Origin of the sequence: Paenibacillus sp. FSL K6-3182 (assembly GCF_037976325.1) — a bacterium.
Taxonomy (GTDB): domain Bacteria; phylum Bacillota; class Bacilli; order Paenibacillales; family Paenibacillaceae; genus Pristimantibacillus.
This window is the reverse complement of the sequence record NZ_CP150265.1, coordinates 6221704-6247266: the sequence shown is the minus strand read 5'-3', so window position 1 is coordinate 6247266 and position 25563 is coordinate 6221704. Positions and strand designations below refer to the sequence as shown.

Below are 25563 nucleotides of genomic sequence, written 5' to 3'. Positions count from 1 at the left end.
CACAAAGCTTGACCCATCGAACTGATGGGTTTTTCTTTTAGCAGTGTGTATAGTCCAGCTGAGCAAACAGAATAAGAGAGGACGAAATGTGATGAAAGTTCAGTACACGTTATTTCCAGAAGGACGAACGAAGGCTATGACCTTCAGCTATGATGATGGGCGCACTCAAGACCGACAGCTCGTAGCGAAATTAAATCAGTATGGTTTCAAAGGTACCTTTCATCTTAACTCTGGTTTTCTTGGGCGCGAGGGATATATTACAGCGGAAGAGGTTAGAACGCTCTTTCAAGGCCATGAAGTATCTGCGCACACGGTTAGTCACCCTTTTCTAGAAATCTCTCCACCAGATCAAGTAGCACATGAAATTTTGGAAGATCGGCGGACGCTGGAGAGTCTTGTGCAATATCCGGTACGTGGAATGAGTTATCCATTTGGAACTTATAATGACAAAGTCGTTGCGATGCTTCCAGCGCTTGGAATTGAATATGCTAGAACGGTGAACAGCCATGGCAGATTCGATATGCCAGCTGATCCGCTTCGCTGGCATCCAACATGTCATCATAAACAATTGCTAGAACAAGTTGAAATTTTCAAAGACTTTAAGGAATGGTTTAGTAGAATGTCTTTGCTTTATGTTTGGGGTCATAGCTATGAGTTTGACAATGACGATAACTGGGAAATTATTGATCAAGCGGGGGAGCTGCTAAAGGATAACGATACCATCTGGCATGCTACGAATGCAGAGATCATAGCCTATATGCAAGCAATCGAGAGACTTAGATTCTCAGTCGATAGAAGCATTGTCCATAATCCTTCTGCGCTCGACGTCTGGATAAGTGCTGACAATGAGCCTATCAAAATTAGTGCAGGCCAAGTTCTTCAACTTTAAAATAAGGCGAAGCTTTTGCCATTCCTGAAGTTCTGCAGCTTATAAAATAAACAGCCAGAAGAGCATATCTCGCTCTTCTGGCTGAACAAATGCTAAGTTCCCATATATTTTATGTGTTGTGTTCGGGCTTTTCTGCAAGCCAATCTTCCAGAGTGGCCACTCTTTCTGGGTGAAGATAGCTTCTTGCTAAAAAACCTGCGCCATGGGATGGCATGGGATCTTGATCCGTTGGTTGATATCGCAAATCTACGCTCCAGCGCACCTCGTCTGATTCATTGGGGGTGGACATATGCAGACAACGGTCATTAAATAGAATCGCGCTTCCAGCTGGAACGGGCAAGACGACAGTTTTTGTTTTCCCCAGCTGGCTTTCATGCAGCGCCGTGTAGCCTGTACCTGTATGGTTTTCGCTATGCCATTCCAATAGCTTTGTGCGATGAGTCTTAGGCTTGATATGCAAGCAGCCATTAACTTCGTTCGCATCGACAAGAGGAATCCAAACGGTTATGACAGGATTAGAATTGGCATCGGGCCAATATGATTTATCTTGATGCCAAGGCACTGCTCCAGCAGCAACTTTCGGAATTTTGGGTCTTGTGTTGTAGACCGGATTGGAAAAAAGCTCACCCCCGATTAAAGATTCCACAGCGTCCAAAATTTTTGGATTGCTCATTAAATCGAAGTAGCCAGGCAGTCTATCACGCCAGCTTCTACCGTAGTTCAGAAATTCCTCTGAGGTCAAATCCGCAAACAACTCCGCGAGCCTATATTTGAAGGGCCGATGCTCCAGTTTATCGCTAATAAGTCCTGCATGCATTAACTCATCTGCAATCATGGATACTTTCTTATTCATCGCTTCTTTGGCGGGCGCTAAATCCTGTTCCGACAGCAGATTTGGAAGCACAAGATAGCCCTGCTCATTATAAAAATCAATTTGTTCATTCGTTAAACTACCGAATTTAGATGGACTTGTCATGTTTTATTTCCTCCTATTCGTTATCAACAATTGAACCCATCGTACCAAATAGGAGCTGAAGCTGTATTTAGATAACAGTACGATGATTTATCAATACATCCGCTAACCTGCTTAACATGAAGTCCCTGCTGCGCCTATTTAAAGTCTGACGATAGGCTGCTGCGTTTGTAGCCGGCTGGCGTCGTTCCTGTTAGTTTTTTGAATGTGCGATGGAAATGTGGCAGGCTCTCAAACCCGCATTCACTCGCGATCGCATGGATTGGTGCATCCGAGGATAGAAGGAGTTCCTTGGCGTGACTGATCCGTTTTGCCGTGACATATTCAGTTAGCGTCATACCAGTAAGAAGCTTAAAGACACGCGTAAAATGTGATGGATTCACTGCCGCTTTGGCGGTTAGCGTGGATAAGCTGACGTCACCAAAAGGATGTTCGTCGATTGTACGAAGCGTTAGCCTCATCCACTCCGGTGCACCTGTATGTTTCCGTTCGGCTGTTGGAGCGGGTATTTGGCGATTCAGCAGAAGCAGCAGCTGAAGCAGATGAAGGACGGCAGCATGGCGGCGTCCTGGTTTATCCATCGTCAACTCGTCGTTAATATGAATCAGCATCGTTTCTATTAAGTGCTGGTCGGATGTATCCAGACTGAGCTTCTGGCTCTTCCGCTTGTTAGCCTCCTCAAAGCATTGAACAAAAGAAAAGGTATCGCCTAAGGAGTCCCATTGCACGATACGTCCGTGAAAATAAATGGCGCTCACCGTCAACGGAGCTTCTTCATCCGGCAATGCACGATGGACGGTGTTGCCAGGGAGCAGAAATAAATCACCGGGTTCTATGGCATAGAAGGAGCCATCAATAAAAAACACGCCTTTTCCCGAATGGACATAGACGATTTCATGCCAATCATGCAGGTGGTTGGGCAGCTCATTATGTGAATCCTTTACCGCACGATAGCTGAATTCAAATGGAAAAGAAGCAGCAGCATCAAATTGCTTGCGAATCGGCTTCATTTTGGCGGTACCTCCTTGATGAGGAAGATATAAAATATGCTGTTCGGTACTAGTGTAATGGCTAACCGAATAATAGTCAAAATAGGGTATATTTAAGCGTTTTCTCGCAATTTTCATATCTTAAATGCTCGATTATTATGAAGGATAACGATTAAAAATTGGATAGTAAACCGATTAGTCATAAACGAACAAAAGATGGAGGAGTGGCTGAATGAAACAACAAATGACAGATGGCGTCGATGCATTAATTATGGATGACCGAGATCATGTTGTGATGGCGCTGCGTGATGTTGAAGCTGAAGAAACCATTCGCTACAGAGATGGTGAGCAAATTCATGAAATAAAAGCACTTGATGTTATCCCATTCGGACATAAACTGGCGATTAAGGCGCTTAGTGAAGGACAGGAAGTGCGGAAATACGGCGAAACCATCGGGCGAGCGAGCATTGCCATTTTGGTGGGGCAGCATGTTCATGTCCACAATATTGAAGGAATACGCGGCAGAGGCGATATAGCCGGGAAGGTGGAAGCATGAGCACATTTATGGGGTACGAAAGAGCGAACGGAGATATTGGCATCCGCAATCATCTGCTCATCATTCCAACAGTCATCTGTTCCAATCAGGTTTGCAACCGAATCATGCAGCTAGTACCGGGTACTGTGGCCATTCCTCATCAGCATGGCTGCAGCCAGATCGGAGCGGACAAGGAACGTACTTTCGAGGTGCTGTCGGGAACTGGGAAAAATCCAAATGTAGGCGGAGTGATCATCATCAGTCTAGGGTGTGAGGTAGTGGATCCCTACGCGCTTGCAGAGGATATTCGTAAAACCGGCAAACTGGTGGAAGTATTTGATATCCAGTCGGTTGGCGGCTCGGTGAAAGCGATCCAGCATGGAACGGAACTAGCCAAACAAATGATGGAGGAGCTTGAGCGTCAGCCGAAAGTACCTGTTCCGCTGTCAAAGCTCAAGGTAGCCGTGAAATGCGGCGGCTCCGATGCCACTTCCGGCTTGTCGTCGAATCCGGCACTTGGTGAAGCCGCGGACTCTTTAATCGCAGCAGGCGGAACAATCGTTATCGGCGAGACGACCGAAATTATCGGCGCCGAGCATGTGCTGGCACAGCGCTGTGCCACGCCGGAAACAGCGGATATGCTTTATCATATTGTCGGCCGTTTCGAGAAAGAGGTAGAGCGGATGGGCGCTGACATGCGGGGCGGCAATCCGAGTCCCGGCAATATTGAAGGCGGTCTTTCTACGATTGAAGAGAAATCATTAGGCTGCATTAGCAAATGCGGGAAAGCACCCATTAAAGGAGTTATCGAATACGCAGAACAAATACCGGAGGGCGGACTCTACTTCATGGACTCGCCGGGCAATGATATCGAATGTGTATCGGGCATGGCAGCGGGGGGCGTTCATATCGTTTGTTTTACGACGGGGAGAGGAACGCCAACGGGGGCAGCAGTCGTGCCAGTTATCAAAATTACAGGGAATAAACGGATGTTTGAGCGGATGGAAGATAATATGGACGTCGACGTCAGCGATATGCTGGGCGGCATGCTGAGTTTGGAGTCGGCAGGAGAGAAAATATGGCAAGAAATCATAGATGTAGCGGATGGGAAATGGACGAAGGCAGAAACGCTGGGCCATCAAGAATTCAGCATTAACCGTATCGGACCTAGCCTATAGAAACATTTTGTGAGCCACGTGGTTAGTTTTGGGGCATGAATTCGAATATAGAAGGGAGCTTAGTATATGAGATTAGCGGATAAGATTGTCCTCATTACCGGTTCAGGTTCAGGCATTGGCAGGAGCTCGGCGCTGCTATTCGCCAAGGAAGGCGCGTTTGTTGTTGTTAACGATCTGAACGCAGATAAAGGAAATGAAACGGTAGAAGAGATCAACTCCCTAGGGGGGCGGGCTTCGTTTGTTTATGCGGATGTTACTGATCCAGATTCCGTTCAATCCATGGTAAGCGAAACGCTTGCTGCGCACGGCCGAATTGACGTCCTGTTCAATAATGCCGGCATTAGCGGTGTAGGGGCGCTTCATGAGGTGGAGCCGGATGACTGGGATCGCGTGATCCGGGTCAATATTCGCGGGGTTTACTTGCCTTCCAAGTATGTCCTGCCTCATATGATGGAACGAGCGAGCGGCACGATTATTAACATGTCTTCCTGTATTGCAGAGATGGGTCTTGCAAACCGCGCGTCTTATGCAGCTACCAAAGGAGCGGTACTGGCACTTACCAAATCGATGCAGGTAGATTATGCTAAGTACAATATTCGTGTAAATGCACTTTTGCCGGGTACAATTATGACGCCGTTTGTTGAAAACTATTTACGCACTTCTTACGAGGACCCAGAGGCTGCCATCGCATCGCTAAAATCACGGCAGCTCAGCAATGAATTAGGCCGTCCGGAAGATGTAGCGAAGGCAGCACTGTTTCTTGCATCCGATGAGTCGAGCTTTATGATGGGCTCACCGCTTTATATTGATGGAGGCGTTGTGTTCGGCAAAAATGCCTGACGCTGCAGTATGGATCATCCACAAAAGAGAGGAAGATAACTATGAAATTGCTTGTCATTCAAAAAGAAAATGGCTCTCATTTAGGAGTTAAATTAGCTAATGGCGTCTTGGATATTGTTGAGGCACTGAAAATCAACAATAAGCCGAATGTACCGACAGCAGTTATGGAAGTGATCGAAGGTGGCTCGGATGCGCTTGGTGCGTTAAGTCAGTTTGTGGAGGAAGTCTCCGCAGCTTCAGAACAATATTCTGCTGCCCTATACCGCGAAGAGGATATTACATTCGGCCCATGTGTAACCGAGCCGGGCAAAATTATTTGCATCGGACTGAACTACCGCAAACACGCGCATGAGACCAACGCTCCAATTCCTGCGTATCCGATTTTGTTCAACAAATTCGATAACACCGTGGCTGCTCATGGAGAAGATATTCCGCTTCCAACAAAGGTGACAAGTCAGGTTGATTATGAAGCTGAACTGGTTATCGTCATCGGCAAGAAAACAAAGTATGTCGAGAAGGAGCAGGCGCTGGAGCATGTATTTGGTTATTGCTGCGTCAACGACTTGTCCGCAAGGGATCTGCAAATGCGCACGCAGCAGTGGCTGCTTGGCAAATCACTGGACAAGTTCAGCCCGCTCGGTCCTTATTTGGTCACTGCAGATGAAATTGCAGACCCTAACAATCTGTCCATTGGCTGCACGGTTAACGGTGAAGTACGTCAGCAGTCCAATACTTCGGATATGGTTTTTAGCTGTGACGAAATTGTAAGCTATGTCTCACAGCATATGACATTGTCGCCAGGCGATATTATTCTTACTGGAACGCCTGAGGGTGTTGTACTCGGCTACCCGGAAGAGAAGCGGGTATGGCTGAAGGCTGGCGATACGGTTACGATCGAAATCGAGAAGCTGGGTTCGCTAACGAACCGGTTTGTAGAGGAAGTTCAGTAAACAGCATAGATCAGCGAGTGGAGAAAGCCTGTTTCATTGAGGCTTTCTTTTTTTATTATTAAAGAATGACATGCGGTTGGCTATAAATAGGCTCGCCCAGCGCATAACATCTCAAGATTATTTCACTAACGAACTGTATTATGCTTATTACGCAGAAAACGTCCTTTCTTTTATTTTAACGAACCTTATTAACGTTATTGCATGCTTTATAAGTGGTTATGAGCAACTTTTCTCGAAATAACGATTCTAGAGTTCGTTACAAATATAAGCCATGATGAATGTTTTAAATAAGGGTTATTCGGTTCGAAAGCTATAAGTAGGATGAGGGAAGGACATCGTTTTGCCTAAGCTCTATCAAAAAAACAGGGTCTGTTTCAAGTGGAGGTCATTCTACTTTTGAGTCAGTCCCTTTTTTCATCCAAAAAGTTGGCGGCAAATCTTTCATTCCGACAGCCACAGTGCGGAAATTCAATAATAGAATGACGGATACGTGAAAGAAAGAAAGTCTCCGGTATTCTATCATAATAAATAAGAACACAATCAACCAATCGAGATGGGGGTATTTCGCCGAATGACTATTGAAGCAGGCATTAATATTTTTTCCGTATACAGGGAGCTTGGTGAGGATTACTTTGGAACGCTGGAGAAGGTTGCTGCTGCAGGGTATGTAAATATTGAGCTTATTGGATTCAATATGAAGTCCTTTACACGATATATCGATGAAATTCCTATGGAAGCGGTTCGAGATAAGTTTCGTGAGCTTGGTCTAAATGCAGTTGCGGTTCATGAAGGCACGATGCCAGGGCAAGAATTGATTTCGCATGACTGGGATTCGCTTATGAAGTATTACGCGGGTATCGGCTGCCAACGAATCGTGCTCCCATCCGTGTGGATCAAAGATCGTGAGGATACGCTGAAAGCTGCGGAGCAAATGAACAGTGTCGGCAAAAAAATGAAGGATGGCGGGTTTAAGTTCTATCTGCATAATCACGCGCATGAGTTTAAAGCGGTCGGTGATCAAACGCTGTTCGACTTGATTTTGGAAAATACAGATCCATCCTATGTGAAATTTGAAATCGATATGGCATGGGTCGTACGTGCAGGAATAGATCCGATTCATGTGTTAGAGAAGCTTGGAGATCGTTGTGATATTGTCCACCAGAAGGACATAAGCAAAAACCTATCCGGCCAGCTCAATATTATGGAAGCTATGCAGCTAGGCAGTGAAGAAGGGCTTGAACCATTTCAAATCTATCAGAAGCATATTGGCCCTGGAGACTTCGTTGACCTTGGCACAGGCAGGTTTGATTTTGCAGCTGTGTACGAGCAAATCCGCGCAATGGGGCATGTCCGTTATGCGCTTGTGGAGAATGAGGGCGAGTCGGAAGACAAGTTTGGCAGCATTCGCAAGGATCTAACCGTGCTTCAACAATATGTATAGCCCATAAGGAGGAGAATGTTCAATGAACAAAGGAAAACTTAAGATCGGTATCATCGGCTGCGGCGGTATCGCCAACCAGAAGCATATGCCATCGTTAGCCAAGCTTTCACATATGGGTGAAATGGTTGCCTTCTGTGATGTTATTGAAGAGAAAGCGCAAAAGGCAGCTCAGGATTTTGGAAGCGAGGGCGCTAAAGTTTATGTCGATTACAAAAAGCTGCTCGAAGACGAATCAATTGATGTTGTTCATGTATTAACACCGAACCTGCAGCATTCTTATATAACAGTTGATGCACTAGAAGCGGGCAAACATGTCATGTGTGAGAAGCCAATGGCGATCAACTCAATTGAAGCCAAAAAAATGGTAGATGCGGCTAAGCGGACAGGCAAGAAACTGACGATTGGCTATCAGAATAGATTTAGAAATGACTCTCAAATTTTGCATAAGGCATGCCGCGAAGGTGATTTAGGAGACATTTATATGACTAAAGCTCATGCTGTGCGCAGACGCGGAGTGCCGACATGGGGTGTCTTTCTGGATAAAGAGCAGCAGGGCGGCGGACCGTTAATCGATTTAGGCACGCATGCGCTGGACTTGGCATTATGGTTCATGGATAACTATAAGCCGAAATCGGTGAGTGGTTCTGTCTATCATAAAATGGCGGATAAGTTCGAAGGCAATATGATGGGTGCATGGGACCCGGAAAGATATGATGTAGAAGACTCGGCTTTTGGATTTATTAAAATGGAAAACGGCGCTACGATTTTCTTGGAGGCGTCATGGATATTAAATACAACCGATGCTAAAGAGGCGATGACTACGCTTTGCGGGACAGAAGGCGGAGCAGAAATGAAAGCTAGCTCAACATTTGGGAAAAGCGATGTCATCTTTAATAGCGTCAAACACGGACAGCTTGTAGAGACGAAACCTTCCTTTAGCGGGGGCATTGCTTACTTCGGTCCAGGGGCTGAGGATGATGGGGTGAAAGAGGCAAGACAATGGCTGGATAGTATTATTAATGATACCGAGCCTCTCGTAAAACCAGAGCAAGCTTATGTGGTCACGCAAATTTTAGAGGCGATCTATAAGTCAGCTGAAACGGGCAAAGTTGTAGAATTTGAATAAAGTTCCAATTAATTTAACGGAGTAACAATATAAAAGGGAGCCTTTCCATCAGTGGGAAGGTTTTTCCGCTAGTGAGAGGGAATACGTTAATGTCTGAATATGATAATCGTCCTAGGAGGCAGTAATGACATGAGTGATAATTGGACTGAAACAAAATTGGAAACGATTACATATGTAAAAAATGAAGGCGGCCCAACACTCGGATATTCAGCTAATTCAGGCGTAAATATTATAGTGGAAGATGGTTTTGCATTTAAAGACCTCAATAAGGATGGGAAGCTGGATAAATACGAGGACTGGCGCTTGCCGGCAGAAGAGCGAGCAAAGGATTTAGCCTCAAAAATGTCCATCGAGCAAATCGCCGGTTTGATGTTGTACAGCGCGCATCAGGCTGTTCCAGCTTCACATGGCTTTTTCACCGCCTCTTATAATGGCAAGCCTTATTCGGAGAGCGGTGCGAAGCCGCATGATTTATCCGATGAACAAATAAAGTTTTTAACCCAAGACCATCTGCGGCATGTGCTCCTTACTTTTGTTGAAAGTCCGGAGATTGCTGCTCATTGGAACAATAAAGTACAAGCCTTGGCCGAAAGTACAGGTTTGGGCATCCCGGCGAATAACAGCAGCGATCCGCGCCATGGGTCCGATGCGAGCAAGGAATATAATGCAGGGGCGGGAGGCGCAATTTCCATGTGGCCCGAAACGCTGGGGCTTGCAGCAGCTTTTGATCCTGAGCTTGTTCATCAGTTTGGGAAGATCGCTGCTAAGGAATACAGGGCGCTTGGCATTGCAACCGCTCTTTCTCCCCAAATCGATATCGCGACCGATCCAAGATGGTCACGCTTCGACGGCACGTTCGGAGAGGATTCAAGACTGTCAGCCGATTTAGCAAAAGCCTATGTCGATGGATTTCAGACCTCGTTTGAAGAAGAGTCTCAATCAGACGGCTGGGGATCAGGAAGCGTAAATGCGATGGTCAAGCATTGGCCGGGCGGCGGTTCGGGCGAAGGCGGCAGAGATGCTCATTTTGGATACGGCAAATTTGCTGTATATCCAGGCAACAACTTCGAGGAGCATCTGATCCCGTTCTTGGACGGCGCATTCAAGCTCTCAGGAGGGACGGAGAAAGCATCGGCCACCATGCCTTATTATACGATTTCCTATAATCAAGATCAGGTGAATGGCGAGAATGTCGGCAATGCTTACAACGCTCACATCATCGGAAACCTGCTTCGTGATAAATATGGCTACGATGGTGTCGTGTGCACGGACTGGGGAATTACGGACGATGAAGGCACTGATATTACACGATTATTTCCAGGAGGACGTGCATGGGGAGTTGAGGAAGGTTATACCGTCTCGGAGCGTCATTACAAAGCACTTATGGCCGGAGTAGATCAATTCGGTGGAAATAATGATGCGGGTCCTGTCATTGAAGCTTACCATATCGGTGTGGCAGAGCACGGTGAAGCTTATATGCGAGCAAGGTTTGAGCAGTCAGCGGTAAGGCTCTTGAAGAACATGTTCCGCGTCGGCTTATTCGAGAACCCGTATTGCGATCCCGAACAAACGACTCGCATTGTCGGTAATGCTGAATTTATGACAGCAGGCTACGAAGCGCAGCTCAAATCACTCGTATTGCTTAAAAACAAAGGAAACGTTCTCCCGATACAGAAACTGAAGACGGTCTATATTCCTAAACGCTTCAGACCAGCAGGTACCAATTGGATCGGATTCCCGACTGCTGCATTTGACGGATATCCCGTCAATATGGATGTTATACAGAAATATTTGAAGGTAACGGATGACCCGGAGAAAGCTGATTTTGCAATGGTGTTCATTACGGGGGCAGATTCCGGCAGCGGATACAGCAAGGCAGATGCTGAAGCAGGTGGAAACGGTTATGTTCCGATAAGCTTGCAATACGCCCCTTATACCGCAGAGCATGCTAGGGAAATTAGTATAGCCGGCGATGATAGAGATGTGTTAAACCGCTCCTATAAGGGGAAAACGGTAACGGCCACAAATGCTTCGGATTTGGAGGCTGTACTGAGAACGAAAGAGGTTATGAAAGGCAAACCTGTCATTGTGTCGCTGCAATTATCGAAGCCTTCTATCGTTGCAGAATTTGAAGCAGAGGCCGATGCAATCATTGCTGCATTTGGGGTACAGGATCAAGCGATTCTAGATATTATTACAGGTGAAGCAGAGCCTTCAGGGCTGCTGCCGATGCAGATGCCTGCTAATATGAAGACCGTTGAGGAGCAGCTGGAAGATGTTGCACACGATATGGAAGTACATGTTGATTCCGAGGGGAACGCCTATGATTTTGCATATGGCTTAAACTGGAGCGGGATTATCGTGGATGATAGGACGAAACGCTACGGCAAGAAAAAATAGTTTGATAACGTGCGGCCGGGGATTAATCCCCGGCTAATAGTTGTATATAGCTCTATTTTTTATTTAAGAGGCAAATGGGGGCTTAGCAGATCTTGAAATTACTTAATCGTTCTCTCTTTAATTCGCTTCGATTTAAGCTGGTAACAGGGCTTATGCTTATTATGATTCCGATGGTTTCCTTTCTTATTTATAACAATTTGTATTCCATTGATGTCGTTCGTAATCAAGTGGCGCAGTCCAACAGCAATATGCTTAATCTATACATGGGTTTGATTGACATGACGCTTGAGGATATAGATAGCTACATGCTCAAATTTACTGCGGAAGAATCCGGATTGAATATTCTCGATAGTCTCCCAGAAGCAGATGTGGATTTATACAATTTGCAGCGAATTTGGCTATTTACAGAGTTAAGAGACAATGCGACTTATTATAAAGCATTGGACTATTTTTTTATTTATTCACCCTTGAATCAGGATTTGTTGTTCGCGCCTAAGCTGACGGGCTCTGCTTATACCAACAATGATTTCATCAAGGAAGGAATTGTTGCGCTTCTGAACGATGAACAAGCGATGAAAAGCTATCAGTACGATAAATGGTCTGTGCTGAATTTGAAAGAACAAAATTATTTGCTGCATATGATTAAGGCTGGCAACCTGTACATTGGGGCAGGGGTAAATGTGGACGGAGTTATGGACCCGCTCGACTTTCTAGACCTCGGATCGGAAGGCAGGTCGCTGCTTGTTGATGAGAGCAATAGGCCGCTACAGGACGAGGACTTTTTCGAAAAAAATAAAATCGATTTATCCTATATCTCTAAGACGTATCAGCTTTCCGGCGCAGACAACAATTACCTCGTCATGGGCGAAAAGTCAGGCAAAGGTGAATTTGGATTAGTAGCTGTCGTACCCGAGCAAAATATTTTGGAGAAGCTTCCTTATCTGCAAAGAATCATTGTGCTTATTGCGACAGGCTCGATTCTCATTCTAGTGATTGCTTTGTATTTTCTGCGTAAAGTGGTCCTGCTGCCGATCAATCGAATTATTGTCGCCATGCGCAAAATCAAAGAAGGTTATATGGAGGCAAGAATACCGAATAAACCGACCTCCAATGAATTCGAAATGATGAATGAAACGTTCAACAGCATGGTCTGCGATATTCAACAATTAAAAATTGACGTATATGAGGAGCAATTGATTAATCAGAAAGCAGAGCTGAAACAGCTGCAGCTGCAGATTAACCCTCACTTCTTTTTGAATAGCTTAAACATCGTATATTACTTGGCGCAAGAGAAGAAGTACGAATTAATACAGGAGCTGTCCCTCTCCTTGATCCGCTATTTCAGGTTTATGTTCCGCAGCCAGACGGATTACGTGCTTCTGCAGGATGAGCTAAATCATAGTGAAAACTATTTGAAAATCCAGACCTTCCGCTTTCCTGGAAGCTTTACGTACGAGATCGCTGTTGATGGCGAGCTGAGGGAATGTTATATTCCTCCGTTAATTATCCAGAGCTTTGCCGAGAATACGATAAAACACGCAATTAACACGGATGAGCCGACTCATATTGCGATAACGATTGGAAAATGCGAATTGATGCCAGAAGAGAGGCTGCGAATTCAAATTCATGATACAGGCCGGGGCTTCTCCGAGGAGGTCTTGCAGAAGCTGCAGCAGGAAATTAATTTAATGAATGAAGATGGGGAGCATATTGGCATTTGGAATGTAAGACGCAGATTGCGGCTGTTATACGGGGACAAGGCGAGCATGGCTTTTTATAACGAAGATGGTGCAGCAGTTGAAATAACGATGCCTTTAACGAAAGAAATGAGGTCGTGAATATGTACCGTTTATTAATCGTTGATGATGAGATCTTTATCGCAAATGGCATTAAATCGAGTGTGAACTGGAGAGAGCTCGGCATTATAAGTGTCACTCTCGCACATAATCTTCGGCAAGCGAAGGAGGAATTTAGTCTTCAGCCATTTGATATGATGATTTGTGATATAGAAATGCCGCAGGGCAGCGGGCTGGAGCTCTTTGAATGGGTGCGTGAACAGTATCCCCAAACCGAATGTGTTTTTCTTACCTGTCACGCTGATTTTCAATATGCGAAAAAAGCTCTTCAGCTTGGCAGCTTCGAGTATTTGTTGAAGCCCGTTCCGCATGATGAATTGAAGCTTGTAATGACGAAGCTAATTGAGAAAATCAGGAAGGAGCGGGAATCGGCAACGATGGTGGCTGAGCGTTTTTGGCAGGATGTACTGAAGCAAGCCATTCCGTCTAATCAGGATAAAATGTTGGAGGTTATCGGCAAGCAGAAGCTTCCGTACACGAGGTCTATGACATTTCTGCCGGTTCTTATCAGTATCGAGCATTGGGAGAAATCATTAACCGCCCGTGATCTGCAAATTATGGAGTATGCGCTCCACAACGCCCTTGAGGAGGTCGTTATTCAGCGTGCTGCTAGTGCACAAATCGTCCGGATGAACGCTGATTACATGCTCATTGTGTTTGCACAGGATGTTATGCAAACAGAAGATGGCAAGCTTTTTAGCAAAGAAATCAAAAGGCGCTGTCAGTCTTTTATTGAGATGAGCAATCATTATTTATATTGTCACGTGTCCTGCTATATTGGAAAATCGGCACAAGTCCATGAAGTGCGCGATATGGTGGAAGGCTTGATCGCTTTTAAAAAGAATCAAGTTAATATGGCAGACTGTGTGATGTTCATCGATGATCCAATAAAGAAGGAATCGCAGATTCCAATGCCGCCCATGAATGTATGGTCGGAGCTCATTAAGCAAGGAAATAAGAAAAAGGTACTCGATGAATCGCAGCAGTTTTTGGATTCATGGAAACGAATTGAGTGCTTAGGCGCCAAAAGGCTGCAGCAATTTTATCAAAGCTTTCTGCAAATGGTTCTGCATACGCTGCATGAGCAGGGACTGCGCGCGGATGAAATCTTTTCGGATCATTTGACGCCAGAGCGTATTTTGTCAGCGACACGAAGCGTGACGAACCTTCAGAATTGGGTGCGGGATGTGCTTGAGAAGGCGCTCGTCCATATGGAAAAGCTGGATTCGACGGAGACGGTGGTCGAGAAGATCAAGCGCTACATTGCGCTTCACATCGATGAGGAGCTGTCCAGACAATATATCGCCGATTATATTGGGTTAAGCCCAGATTACATCGTTAAACTGTTTAAGAAAGAGACGGGGCTCTCGATATCCGATTATATTTTGAAAGAAAGAATCAATCTTGCAAAGGAGCTGCTCGCAAGGACCGATACTACGATCAGCAACGTCGCACTCGCGGTTGGCTTCTCGAATTTTTCGTATTTTTCTACGTTGTTTAAGAAAGAAGTATCGATGACACCCCAGTATTATCGCAAAGGCTGTCCGTCCAAATAAACGATGCCGTTAGAGGATTAGAGACCCTCTAACGGCATTTTTCTTTTCCCGTTTATGATGTCGGAAACTCGAAAGTCGGATGTCGGATTATTAGTAGTGGCTCTATTTTGTTTGCGCTACTATTAGTTAAGCAACATATTAAACGAAGCCAAAGGTGGTTGAGACCCGTGCAAGCAAATCCTGAGACGTCACCCTCCAATATGAAGCAGGTCTCATTGAAGACGAAGAAGAAAGCAGCATTCGCATCGGAGATGAGAAAGGTTAAGAAATACCGTGCCCTCGTGCTGATGGCGCTGCCTGGCCTTTTGTACCTGCTGATTAACAACTATTTGCCGATGTTCGGAATCGTGATCGCATTTAAGGACATCAATTTTGCCAAAGGAATTATGGGCAGTGACTGGATTGGCTTTAAAAACTTTGAGTATTTGTTCAAAACAACGGACGCTTACATCATTACAAGAAATACGCTGCTTTATAATATTACCTTTATCCTGCTGAATACGGGGATTGCATTAGCGCTTGCGATAATGCTTAATGAAATTCGCAAACGTTTCTTATCAAGGCTGTATCAGACGCTAATCCTGCTTCCCTTTCTAATCTCAATGGTTATTGTCGGCTATCTGGTGCTCGGCTTCCTCGATGTTGAGAACGGATTCATGAACAAAACCTTGCTTCCGACGATGGGGATTGATCCTATCTCTTGGTATAGTGAGACCAAGTATTGGCCATGGATTTTAACGCTCGTAAGCGTGTGGAAAGGCGTAGGCAATTTGTGCATCATTTATTTGGCAGCGATCATCGGCATCGATAATGAGTATTACGAGGCAGCAACGATCGACGGAGCTAACCGGTGGCAGCAAATTACGAAGATTACGCTTCCGCTCGTATCGCCGGTTATTACGATTATGACCTTGCTCGCCATTGGACGCATTTTCTACTCCGATTTCGGCTTATTCTTCCAAGTTCCGCTTAACACAGGCGCGCTGATGCCAGTTACGAATACGATTGATACCTATGTTTATCGAGCATTGATTAACCTCGGCGACATCGGGATGTCCTCGGCTGCAGGTTTGTACCAAGCATTTGTCGGTTTCATTTTGGTCATTTTATCGAATGCGGTCGTACGAAAATACAACAAAGACAACGCGTTGTTTTAGAAAGGGAGATGTATTATGCAAGCATCGGGGAAGCTCTATCAATGGATCATTAATATCGTTATGCTAGTGTTCACTTTTTTCTGCATCATGCCGTTCTGGCTGCTGTTCTCCGCCTCCCTTACCGATGATATGGAGCTTGTTCGCAGCGGTTATGCGTTTTTCCCTGATAAAATAAGCTTCTCCGCATACCACTATTTGTGGAACAGCTCTTCTGACATTATAAGGGCATACAGCATTACGGTTTTAACGACTATAATTGGTACGACGCTTGGACTTACGCTTACTGCGATGGTCGCTTATCCGCTTTCGCGTCTAGAAATGCCGTTTCGCAATACGCTCGCATTTTATGTATTTTTTACGATGTTGTTTAACGGAGGTCTTGTACCGACGTACTTGCTATACACCAACTATTTTGATTTAAAAAATACGATGCTGGCCTTAATTATACCGGGCCTTTTGATGAACGGATTTTTTATCATATTGATGAGAACCTTTTTTGCAAGCTCAATTCCGACAGCGATTATTGAATCCGCCTACATCGACGGGGCAAGGGAATGGAAAATATTTTACCGGATCGTATTGCCGCTCTCGACGCCGGTGCTTGCTACAGTAGGATTATTTTACACCATTTTATATTGGAATGACTGGTTTAATGGCTTAATCTATCTTACAGATAGTCATTATTATAGCCTTCAAAACCTTCTCAATCGGATATTGCTGGACGTACAGTTTTTACAATCTTCTACGCAAGCAGGCAGCCGTAATGCAGATATTGGAGCGAATATTCCACTTGCGCCAATGCGGATGGCAATGGCCGCAATTGGGGTCATTCCACTGTTGATCGCCTATCCGTTTTTCCAAAAGTATTTCGTTAAAGGTCTGACGATTGGTGCTGTTAAAGGATAAATCTTTCATAGACGCTATAACGGCATGAATCATGCATTTATAGATAGAATCGGATCACAAATAAAAATAGGGAGGTCACAGCAATGAGAAAAAACAAGTTTGTAGCAAAAACGCTTCTCTTAATCGTACTAGCTTTCGCAATGGTGATCAGTGCATGCGGCAATGGAGACAACAAGGGCACTAATGCAGGCAACGACGGGAAAACAGCAGAAGGAAAAAGCGGCAACAGCAGCGGGGAGCTTAAGCCTGTTGAGCTAGTTATGGTATTTCCGGTCGGGGGCGAGCCTAAGGATCTAAAGCTGGTGCAGGACGAAATCAACAAAATGACAAAAGCAAAAATCAATGCGACAGTAAAGCTGGTACCTATCGGCTTTGGCGCATGGGCTCAGCAGAAGACGCTAATGATGTCGGGTAATGAACAGGTGGATTTGATTGTAAGCGGACTTGGAACCTACAGCCAAGATGTAGCTAAAGGGCAGCTGCTTGAGCTTGACGGATATTTGACTGATAAAGGACAAGGGGTAACGGAAGCGCTAGATTCCCTTGATCCGGCTTTCTTAAATGCGACGAGAATTGATGGGAAAATATATGCAGTACCAAGCATCAGGGATTTGGCAGCAGATTATGGCATTACGATGCGTAAGGATTTGGTTGAAAAATATAACATTGATACTGCCGCAATTAAATCATTGGATGATTTGGACGCTGTATTCAAAACAATTAAAGATAATGAACCGGATATGATTCCGACAGTTAAGTATGGAACATCTATTCTCGATATTTACGTTCTTAGCTACTTTGATAACTTGGGCGAAGGCTTTGGCGTGCTTCCAGGCTATGACAATAACCTGAAGGTTGTTAATATGTATGAGACGCCAGAATATGCAGAAATGCTGAACACAGTAAGAAGATGGAATCAAGCAGGTTATATTGCCAAGGATGCAGCTACAAGCACAGAAACGCAATATAACTTAGTGAAATCAGGCAAAGCATTCTCGTTCATATCCCATATGAAGCCGGGTATTGAGACGCAGGAATCAAGATCTACAGGCAAAGAGATGGTATCTGTACATTTCAAACCTGCGGCAACAGCGACGACTAATATCATATCGATCATGTGGAGTATTGCAAGAAACTCGAAGGACCCTGAGAGAGCGATGATGCTGCTGAATATGATGTATACCGATAAAGACTTCATCAACCTGCTGGATTACGGGATTGAGAACAAACATTACGTGAAGATTTCCGACAATGTCATTGATTACCCGCAAGGCGTGGATGCCACAAACTCAGGCTACAACCTGCAAATGGGCTGGATGTTTGGCAACCAATCGCTTTCACACATTTGGAATGGCGATGATCCAGAGCTTTGGAATCAGCTGGCTGAATTTAATAGAAACGCCGTGAAATCAAAAGCGCTTGGCTTTACTTTTAATGCAGATGCCGTCAAAACAGAAATTGCGGCAGTAACGAATGTGCAAAACCAGTACAAAATTGCATTGGAGACCGGAACGGTCGATCCTGTTTCGAAGCTGCCTGAATTCAATAAACAGCTGAAAGCAGCGGGAATAGATAAGATTATCGCAGAGAAACAAAAACAGCTGGACGCTTGGGCGGCAGCTAAAAAATAGGCAGAAGCTGAATGGGGCTGCTCCGAAAGTAGATAACTACTTTCGGAGCAGCCCTATTTTAGTTATATAACATCTAAATTATTCAACTTTCGCAGTGTAAAAGTGAGCCTATTGGCAGACGCCACTCTTCAGCGCAATAGCAGTAAGCAGATGGAACTCCTTGCTCGAGTGCTCGACCATACAACAGGCCGTTTTGCCGACCGGAGATATGCCCACCATCGTAATCTAGCCAAGCTATCCTGCACTATTGCAATAATTTTATGATTTTTTCCTATCGAGATGTTGCTATATTGCACGGATGATCTGTAGTGAATGGTTATCAGCTTCATCAAGGCCTAATCAGACATCTACCATGTACGTTATACAACATAGGTGTACAGGCGCGGAAAAAACCAGCGCGTAGCCTGCAAAAGTACAGGATAGCACAAGCCGACTACGAACAATTAAGGCTGCAAACACATTTTGCGTCCCTATTTGCTATCCACGAGTTATGAAACCATTCAATTTATAACCTGGAAAGACATTCGTGCCCTACAAAGAAGGTTATAGCCATCCTGTTTTTAGTGAATGGAGAGATAATCGCATCAAGTTACCAAAAATGGTCATCGGTCTACTCTATTTATGCCGGATGGCAGCTTTTACAATGGTGGTACGCAGTAAGCAATAGCGTTGCCTTTCAACAAAGCGAGGCCATAACAGAGCATGGAGGGAGTTGCAAAATGAAGCTGTCACTTAGCATGTGGAGCATGCACAGAACCGTGAGAGAAAACGGATGGAAGGTGCTGGATTTTCTATCCTTTTGCAAGGATGAAGGGATTGAGGATGTCGAGCTGTTGAATGTGTTCTGGAAGGACGTTCTGGAGGAACTGCCAAGCGTGCTTGCATTTGTGAGAGATAATGGCATCAAGGTGTCCAGCTACGCGGTAGCCAATGATTTCGTCAAGGCAACCGAGGAGGAAAGAGCAGGGGCGCTGAAGGAGATTACGGATGCCTACCCTGTTGCGAAGATACTGGGAACAAACGTCATCCGCGTGTTCTCCGGTAACCTTAGCGACATTGCAACCTACGAAGAAGCGCTGGACTGGATTGTGGATGGACTGAAAGAAGCTGCTGCGGTCGCTGAGAAGGATGGCTTGGTTCTCTGTTTGGAAAACCACGGAAAGTTAGCGGGAAGCGGCGAGCAGGTCAAAACGATCATCGATCGGGTTGGTTCTCCGGCTCTGCGATCCACGTTTGACACAGGCAATTTTCTGCTCGTAGACGAGCATCCGACAGCCGCGCTTGAGACGCTGCTCCCCTATGTCTCGCATGTTCATTTCAAGGATTTTGAAATGCGTGAAGACGGGCGCTACAAGTCTCTCGGAGGCAAAGCTTTTGAAGGAATCAACCTAGGAGACGGCGATGTTGAATTGGAGAAAATCGTGAACAAGCTGGTGGAGAATGGATACCGCGGAGCGTTTGTTCTTGAATATGAAGGTGTAGGCAGCGAGGCGGAAGGCATTCGGCGCAGCTATGACTATTTTGAAACCATTATTTAACCCCAAAGGAGATAAGCGCATGGAACGAGAAGCAATGGCCGACATCGTAGTTGTAGGAGGAAGCACGGGAGGAGTTGCGGCGGCGCTGGCAGCGGCGAAGTCGGGCAAAACCGTTATCATGACCGAGGAGACGGATTGGATCGGCGGTCAATTAACGAGTCAGGCGGTTCCGCCTGACGAGCATCCCTGGATCGAGTCCTTCGGCTGCACCCGGAGCTATCGCCGCTTTCGCGAGGATATCCGCGCTTATTACCGGGATGCTTTTCCACTCACGACAGCGGCGCGAGAGAACGAACAGCTAAACCCAGGTGGCGGTACAGTCAGCCGTTTATGTCACGAGCCACGCGCCGCTCTTGCCGTTTTGGAACGCCAGCTTGCTCCTTATGTACATAGCGGGCAGCTGACGATATTGCGCCGCCATGTTCCAGTAAACGCCCATTGCGATGGCGATGCCATCGTCTCGGTGACGGTTAAAAGCATGGACAGCGGAAATACGGTGCTGCTGAAGGCTCCATATTTTCTCGACGCTACGGAATGCGGCGACCTGCTTCCGCTGGCCGGCGTTGAATACGTTACAGGTGCGGAAGCACGTGAAGAGACCGGGGAGCCTCATGCTGTAGAAGGAGAGGCGCTGCCCCAAGATATGCAGGGCTTTACCTATTGCTTCGCCATCGATTATCTGGAAGGCGAGGATCATACGATTCCAAAGCCAGAGCTCTATGATTTCTGGAAGGAATACAAGGCGGATTTCTGGCCGGATCGCCTGCTAAGCTGGACCGGCGTCAAGCCGGCAACGATGCAGCCGGTTCAGTACGGTCTTTTCCCTGGCGAAGGCGCTTTTTCGCTGTTCAAATATCGTCAAATCGCTGAGAAGGAGCACTACGTTCAAGGGACTTACAACAGTTCTATTTCGCTGGTCAACTGGCCGCAGAACGATTATTGGCTGGGCTCTATTATCGATGTGAAGCCGGAAGATAGGGAGCGTCACTTAAGCGAGGCGAAGCAGCTCAGCCTGTCGCTGCTTTATTGGATGCAGACAGAGGCTCCTCGCCCGGATGGGGGGAAAGGTTACCCTGGGCTAAGGCTTCGTCCCGATGTGGTGGGGACAGAGGATGGGCTTGCCATGTATCCGTATGTTCGGGAGTCGCGCCGAATCAAGGCGGAGTTTACGATTTTGGAGCAGCATGTTGCAACGGAAAGCCGTCCTGACGGCCGTGCGGAATATTTCTCGGATTCAGTGGGCATCGGCTGTTACCGCATTGATCTGCATCCCAGCACGGAAAATCAGCCCTATATAGATATATCGTCGCTGCCGTTCCAGATTCCTTTGGGCAGTCTCATCCCGGTAAGAGTGAACAATCTGCTTGCTGCTTGTAAAAATATCGGAACCACTCATATTACAAACGGCTGCTACCGGCTTCATCCGGTGGAATGGAATATTGGCGAGGCAGCGGGCTATTGTGCCAGCTTCTGCTTGGATCGCGGCTTGTCGCCAAGCGATGTCCGTTCTTCGGAGACAGAGCTTGCCGCTTACCAGAGGTTTCTGGCTGCAGAGGGCATCGAGCTGGAATGGCCTTCGCTGCGCGCAGTTTAAACTAAATTAACTTATGAGGTGAAAATCGCAATGAGCAATCCTATTCGAATTGGCGTAATCGGAGCTGGCTCCATATCAGAAATGCACTTTGGCTCCTACAGCAAAAACGTGGATGCCGTGCTGGTCGCTGTCTGCGACTTGAAGGAAGAACGGGCGAAGGCAAAGGCGGAGAAATATAACATTCCTAACGTTTACACCGACTACAACGAGCTGCTGGCGAACCCCGATATTGATGCGGTCAGCATCTGTACTTGGAACAACACCCATGCGGAGATCAGTATCGCCGCTCTGAAGGCAGGAAAGCATGTGCTTTGCGAGAAGCCGCTCAGCAAAACGGTGGAGGAGGCACGAGCGGTTGAAGCGGCTGTCAAGGAATCCGGCAAGACGCTGCAGGTAGGATTTGTCCGCCGCTATGCCTCCAATACGCGGATTGTAAAAGCATTTTTGGACAATGGTGAAATCGGCCCGATTTATTACGCCAAAGCTTCATGCATACGCAAGCTGGGCAACCCTGGAGGCTGGTTCGCTGATGTGGAGCGCTCCGGCGGCGGTCCGCTGATCGATATCGGCGTTCACGTCATCGATCTTTGCTGGTATTTGATGGGCAAGCCCAAAGTTAAATCCATTAGCGGCAACACCTACAACCGTTTAGGCAACCGCTCCAATGTGAAAAACTTGAAGTTCTACAAGGCAGCCGATTATGATGCAGCACTGAACACGGTTGAGGACATGGCCAATGCGCTGGTACGCTTTGAGAACGGGGCGTCGCTGCTGGTTGATGTCAGCTTTACGCTGCATGCGAAGCAGGATGAGCTGACGGTAAAGCTCTATGGCGAGAAAGGCGGTGTCGAGCTGGAGCCAGAGCTGACTTTAATTACAGAGAAGTATGACACGATTCTGAACGCCACGCCACAAATTGACAATCTCTCATTCGAATTTGTGCAGGGCTTCCAAGACGAAATAAATTACTTTGTTGAAGTTTGCCAAGGGAAGAAAAACACGATCAGTCCAGTGCAGGACGGCGTTGAAATCATGAAAATACTTTGCGGCGTGTACGAGTCGGCGACTCTAGGCAAGGAAATCCATTTCGACTAGGGGAGGCGTGGAATCGGCATGTCTGTAAATATCGGAAATCCCATAGGCGTCATTGTAGACAGCTTTGGCGTCGGCGTTAAGGAAGGGCTGAAGAAGGCGAAGGAGGTTGGTGCGGAGGGGGTGCAAATCTATGCCGTTTCAGGCGAGATGGACCCGGTTAATCTCGGCGCTGCCGCCCGCAGGGAGCTGAAGGCTTATATCGATTCATTAGGGCTGGAAATCAGCGCGTTATGCGGCGACCTGGGTGGCCATGGCTTCCAGGATAAATCCGTTAACGAGGAAAAAGTAGAGAAATCAAAGCGGATTCTCGATTTGGCGCTGGACCTCGGCACGACCATTGTAACGACTCATATCGGAATCGTGCCGGAGGATCAAGATGGAGAGGTGTTCGCTGTTATGCAGGAGGCTTGCCGCGAGCTGAATGAATATGCCAATAGCATGAAGGCCTATTTTGCTATCGAGACCGGCCCTGAGACGGCGGCCCATCTGAAAGGTTTTCTGGATACGCTAGGTGGCAGAGGGGTATCTGTCAACTTTGACCCTGCCAATATGGTGATGGTGACGGGGGATGATCCAGCGGAAGGGGTTCGCCTGCTTAAGGATTACGTCGTTCACACCCATGTCAAGGACGGCATACGCCGCAAGGTGGTAGATCCTCGCATGGTATATGGTGCGCTTGGCTATGAGCCGATGGATCATGCCAAAATTGCGGAGATGGTGAGCACGGGACAATTTTTCCGTGAGCTGCCGCTCGGCGAAGGGAATGTTGATTTCGACAGATACTTTACGGCGTTAAAGGAGATTGGATATAATGGCTATCTGACGATCGAACGCGAAGTTGGAGATCAGCCGGAGACCGATATACGCAAAGCGGTTCAATTTATTAAGAGTTTCCGCTAGCCCCAGTTATTGAATCTAAGATTTAAGCGGGCGCTTGTTGGAAGTACAATGGAAATAACAGATTTATTCACATTTGCTGGATTGGACGTAAAGCGGTTGCTGGAGCGGCTATTGGAATAGGATGGGCTCAACAGCCTGCAAAGTTCGAATAGCCGTAAGGGCAGCCGCTTCTATTTATTCTAAATATAGGAAGTATATTCTATAGCGATATCCGTATTACCTTGTTATTTATGCAACCGCTTTAATGTATGTTCGCTTTAATGACATGAAAAGAAGATTGGCCTGATGCATTATGCCTTTATACTCTTATTAGTTGTATTTCGTGTTATTATAGTTAACATAATTTAGATGGATAACAGTGAGTAGGTGGGAAGGAGGCTGCTTTTGCTGGTTATGTACCGCAGTCTAGCGCTTGCTTGAAGGAGAAGTTGAATAGGGAGTAATGCCGGATGCATTCCGGAAAAGATGGAGGGGGAGCTATGGAGCGCAAAAGGTTCAACTGTCGTTTGATTGTTCGGATAATAGCGTTGTTAATGGTAGCTGCGACGGTGCCAAGCTGCAGCGAGTGGGAGAAGCTTGGCCAGCCGCTGCCCACATCGCAGAGCCGCGTCGCGATTTCGATGGTCATTAACGATTTGGGCATGACATTCCCGGATGGTTCAGACGAAAACGATAATCCTTATATAAACTATATAAAGGAACGTACAGGACTGGATTTGCGGGTCAATATTCCCCCTCAGGAAGTTTATGAAGAGAAACTAAACGTCATTATGGCTTCCGGAAATCTCCCAGATCTCATTCACACGTTCAACCCGGTTTGGTTTGACGAATATGTCAAAAAAGGGGCTTTTACGCCGCTTGACGACTATATTAACGAATATGGACAAGATCTGAAGAAGTTTATTCCTGAAGAGGCTTGGGATCGAATGCGCTACGACGGAAAAATTTACGGCATTCCAAGTTTAACAGACGTGCAGGGCATCGAGTTGATGTATGTGCGGAAGGATTGGCTCGATAATCTAGGGCTGCAGCCGCCTAAGACGCTGGACGAATATTATGAAGTCATGCGCGCCTTTGCTAAGGAAGACCCTGACCGGAACGGGCTCAATGATACGATGGGCCTTATTTTGCTCGAGGACATGGGGCGGACAGCGCCGTTTTTTGGCGCTTTTGGTGTTCAATTGAATTCTTGGGTGGCGCGTGATGGAAAGCTGGTTAATGGCAGTACGCTGCCGGAGACCAAGCAAGCGCTCGCTTTTCTGGCAAAGCTTTACCGGGAAGGGCTGATTGATCCGGAATTCCCGCTTAACCGCAACAATGCTTTTATCGAAAAAATCGAGAACGGAAAGGTCGGCATGTTTTCCGCGACTTGGTACGATACGCGCGGACCCATCGCGGCAAGCAAAAAGAAAGATCCCAAGGCGGAATGGATTCCGCTTCAGTATCCCGTCGGACCTGAGGGGCACAGCGGCGTATATAACAAGGATTTAATCCGCGGTTACAACGTAGTGCCGGTCGGTAAGAAACATCCCGAAGAAGTGGTAAAGCTGCTTAATTTCATCGTGGGAGAGGGCAGGGAGACGTTGAAGCTTGGTTTTGAAGGCAAGATTTGGTCGATGAAAAATGGGAAAATGGTCACCGATTTTGTAGAGCATGACAAGCATTTGTACAGGGGCATCTACCAGTCGCTCGTCGATGTCATTGATCCTGTTATGGCTAAGGCTCGGTTGGATTCGCTCGGCGACTTTCACTTATACGATAATTTGCAGATGATTGAACAAAATTTAATAAAAAACGAATTTTTCGGAATTCCGACACCGGCGATGAGCAAGTATGCCGGACATTTAGAGGAGCTTGAGAGCATTTTTACACAAATCGTGATGGGCATCGTTTCGCTGGATGAGTTCGACAGCTTTGTGGAGGAGTGGTACCGCGAGGGTGGCGCAGAGGTTACAGCGGAAGTTAATCAATGGTACGAAGCCCGCTTGAGCGCCGGAGGGGGGAGATAA

20 protein-coding genes are annotated in these 25563 nt (G+C 46.5%); 18 read left to right on the top strand and 2 right to left on the bottom strand.

From position 1 onward, the window contains the following. Nucleotides 1-91 precede the first annotated feature (91 nt). Nucleotides 92-889, top strand: a complete 798-nt coding sequence (locus MHH56_RS27485) for a polysaccharide deacetylase family protein (protein ID WP_339209744.1) — start codon at nt 92-94, stop codon at nt 887-889. A gap of 109 nt (nt 890-998) precedes the next feature. On the opposite strand, the gene MHH56_RS27480 is transcribed toward MHH56_RS27485, so the two are convergent. Together MHH56_RS27480 and MHH56_RS27475 are read right to left on the bottom strand one after the other, a co-directional pair. Next, nucleotides 999-1865, bottom strand: coding sequence for a phytanoyl-CoA dioxygenase family protein (locus tag MHH56_RS27480; RefSeq protein WP_339204816.1), 867 nt, complete (start codon nt 1863-1865; stop codon nt 999-1001). A 134-nt stretch (nt 1866-1999) separates the two neighbouring features. Then, nucleotides 2000-2872 (bottom strand): AraC family transcriptional regulator, encoded by an 873-nt coding sequence (locus MHH56_RS27475; RefSeq protein WP_339204815.1) that lies wholly within the window; start codon nt 2870-2872, stop codon nt 2000-2002. Nucleotides 2873-3083: 211 nt separating this feature from the next. On the opposite strand from MHH56_RS27475, the gene MHH56_RS27470 reads away from it, so the two are divergent. From MHH56_RS27470 to MHH56_RS27390, 17 genes are all read left to right on the top strand, one after another. Further along, nucleotides 3084-3407: a UxaA family hydrolase gene (locus MHH56_RS27470; protein WP_339204813.1), complete on the top strand. Its 324-nt coding sequence runs from the start codon at nt 3084-3086 to the stop codon at nt 3405-3407. Further along, the gene (locus MHH56_RS27465) at nt 3404-4564 is read left to right on the top strand and encodes a UxaA family hydrolase (RefSeq protein ID WP_339204812.1); all 1161 of its coding nucleotides are present in this window, start codon (nt 3404-3406) and stop codon (nt 4562-4564) included. The genes MHH56_RS27470 and MHH56_RS27465 overlap by 4 nt, the downstream gene beginning before the upstream one ends. Before the next feature lie 66 nt (nt 4565-4630). Then, on the top strand, nt 4631-5404 hold the full coding sequence (locus MHH56_RS27460; protein WP_339204810.1) for a glucose 1-dehydrogenase: 774 nt from the start codon (nt 4631-4633) through the stop codon (nt 5402-5404). A gap of 41 nt (nt 5405-5445) precedes the next feature. Next, nucleotides 5446-6354, top strand: a complete 909-nt coding sequence (locus tag MHH56_RS27455; RefSeq protein ID WP_339204809.1) for a fumarylacetoacetate hydrolase family protein — start codon at nt 5446-5448, stop codon at nt 6352-6354. Between the two features lie 571 nt (nt 6355-6925). Then, a complete protein-coding gene (locus tag MHH56_RS27450; RefSeq protein ID WP_339204808.1) occupies nt 6926-7795 on the top strand; it encodes a sugar phosphate isomerase/epimerase in 870 nt (289 codons plus the stop codon). Nucleotides 7796-7817: 22 nt separating this feature from the next. Beyond that, nucleotides 7818-8921, top strand: coding sequence for a Gfo/Idh/MocA family oxidoreductase (locus MHH56_RS27445; RefSeq protein WP_339204807.1), 1104 nt, complete (start codon nt 7818-7820; stop codon nt 8919-8921). 129 nt (nt 8922-9050) lie between these two features. Further along, nucleotides 9051-11321 (top strand): glycoside hydrolase family 3 N-terminal domain-containing protein, encoded by a 2271-nt coding sequence (locus tag MHH56_RS27440; RefSeq protein ID WP_339204806.1) that lies wholly within the window; start codon nt 9051-9053, stop codon nt 11319-11321. A 92-nt stretch (nt 11322-11413) separates the two neighbouring features. Beyond that, on the top strand, nt 11414-13159 hold the full coding sequence (locus tag MHH56_RS27435) for a histidine kinase (RefSeq protein WP_339204805.1): 1746 nt from the start codon (nt 11414-11416) through the stop codon (nt 13157-13159). Nucleotides 13160-13161: 2 nt separating this feature from the next. Further along, on the top strand, nt 13162-14733 hold the full coding sequence (locus MHH56_RS27430) for a response regulator (RefSeq protein ID WP_339204804.1): 1572 nt from the start codon (nt 13162-13164) through the stop codon (nt 14731-14733). A gap of 200 nt (nt 14734-14933) precedes the next feature. Further along, nucleotides 14934-15890 carry an ABC transporter permease subunit gene (locus MHH56_RS27425; RefSeq protein WP_339209743.1) on the top strand — a complete coding sequence of 319 codons (957 nt, stop codon included), beginning with the start codon at nt 14934-14936 and terminating at the stop codon, nt 15888-15890. A 15-nt stretch (nt 15891-15905) separates the two neighbouring features. Beyond that, nucleotides 15906-16796 (top strand): carbohydrate ABC transporter permease, encoded by an 891-nt coding sequence (locus tag MHH56_RS27420; protein WP_076267076.1) that lies wholly within the window; start codon nt 15906-15908, stop codon nt 16794-16796. An 83-nt stretch (nt 16797-16879) separates the two neighbouring features. Beyond that, entirely contained in the window at nt 16880-18427 is a 1548-nt protein-coding gene (locus MHH56_RS27415) for an ABC transporter substrate-binding protein (protein ID WP_339204803.1), read from the top strand. 719 nt (nt 18428-19146) lie between these two features. Continuing rightward, nucleotides 19147-19965, top strand: coding sequence for a sugar phosphate isomerase/epimerase family protein (locus MHH56_RS27410; RefSeq protein WP_339204802.1), 819 nt, complete (start codon nt 19147-19149; stop codon nt 19963-19965). A 19-nt stretch (nt 19966-19984) separates the two neighbouring features. Beyond that, the gene (locus MHH56_RS27405) at nt 19985-21559 is read left to right on the top strand and encodes an FAD-dependent oxidoreductase (protein WP_339204801.1); all 1575 of its coding nucleotides are present in this window, start codon (nt 19985-19987) and stop codon (nt 21557-21559) included. A gap of 30 nt (nt 21560-21589) precedes the next feature. Continuing rightward, a complete protein-coding gene (locus tag MHH56_RS27400; protein ID WP_339204799.1) occupies nt 21590-22654 on the top strand; it encodes a Gfo/Idh/MocA family oxidoreductase in 1065 nt (354 codons plus the stop codon). 18 nt (nt 22655-22672) lie between these two features. Next, the gene (locus tag MHH56_RS27395; RefSeq protein WP_339204797.1) at nt 22673-23554 is read left to right on the top strand and encodes a sugar phosphate isomerase/epimerase family protein; all 882 of its coding nucleotides are present in this window, start codon (nt 22673-22675) and stop codon (nt 23552-23554) included. Between the two features lie 479 nt (nt 23555-24033). Continuing rightward, nucleotides 24034-25563: an extracellular solute-binding protein gene (locus MHH56_RS27390; protein WP_339204796.1), complete on the top strand. Its 1530-nt coding sequence runs from the start codon at nt 24034-24036 to the stop codon at nt 25561-25563.